This window comes from Mesorhizobium sp. M1E.F.Ca.ET.041.01.1.1, assembly GCF_003997355.1.
Taxonomy (GTDB): domain Bacteria; phylum Pseudomonadota; class Alphaproteobacteria; order Rhizobiales; family Rhizobiaceae; genus Mesorhizobium.
The window spans coordinates 1-625 of the sequence record NZ_RZSL01001196.1 but is presented as its reverse complement, the minus strand read 5'-3'; the positions used below and the strand labels follow the sequence as shown (position 1 = coordinate 625).

2 pseudogenes are annotated in these 625 nt (G+C 65.9%); both read right to left on the bottom strand.

From position 1 onward, the window contains the following. A pseudogene (locus EOA38_RS38315) lies at nt 1–287 on the bottom strand (GlxA family transcriptional regulator); the annotation flags it as partial. 16 nt (nt 288–303) lie between these two features. Next, nucleotides 304–625: pseudogene (locus tag EOA38_RS38310) on the bottom strand (bifunctional methylenetetrahydrofolate dehydrogenase/methenyltetrahydrofolate cyclohydrolase); the annotation flags it as partial.

The following is a 625-nucleotide window of genomic DNA, read 5'->3' as shown; positions in this document are numbered from 1 at the left end:
AGCCCGACCGAGACGAACAGGATGTCGACCGGCGGCATGTCCGCGACGGAATAGTCGATCTTGAGCGGCAGGCCGTTTGAGGCCATGACCGCGTCGCCATCGGCCGAAATCGTCGTCCAGCCGTAATAGTCGCGGCCGAGCAGACGGTTGGCCGAGCGGAAGCAATCGATCGCCGCGGCCAGCGAGAACATCGAGAATTTGTCGACGAGCAGGAAACCGAACTGCCGACCGCCCTGAACGGGATCGCCCAGGACCGGCCGTTCGACAGGAGCAGTAAGGTTCGGCAAGGACGCTGCTTTCTGATCAGAAGGACGGCCGCTTCAACCCGGCCGCGAGGTAGGCGGAAGCTACAGTGTTGGCCATCAGCATGGCAATGGTCATCGGCCCGACACCGCCGGGGACGGGCGTGATGGCACCGGCGACCTCGGCCGCTTCGGCATAGGCGACGTCGCCGACCAGCCGCGACTTGCCTTCACCTTTCTCGGGCGCCGGAATGCGGTTGATGCCGACATCGATGACGGTGGCGCCGGACTTGACCCAATCGCCCCTGACCATTTCCGGACGGCCGACGGCGGCGACCAGGATATCGGCGGTGCGCGCCAGCGCCGGCAGGTCCTTGGTGCGG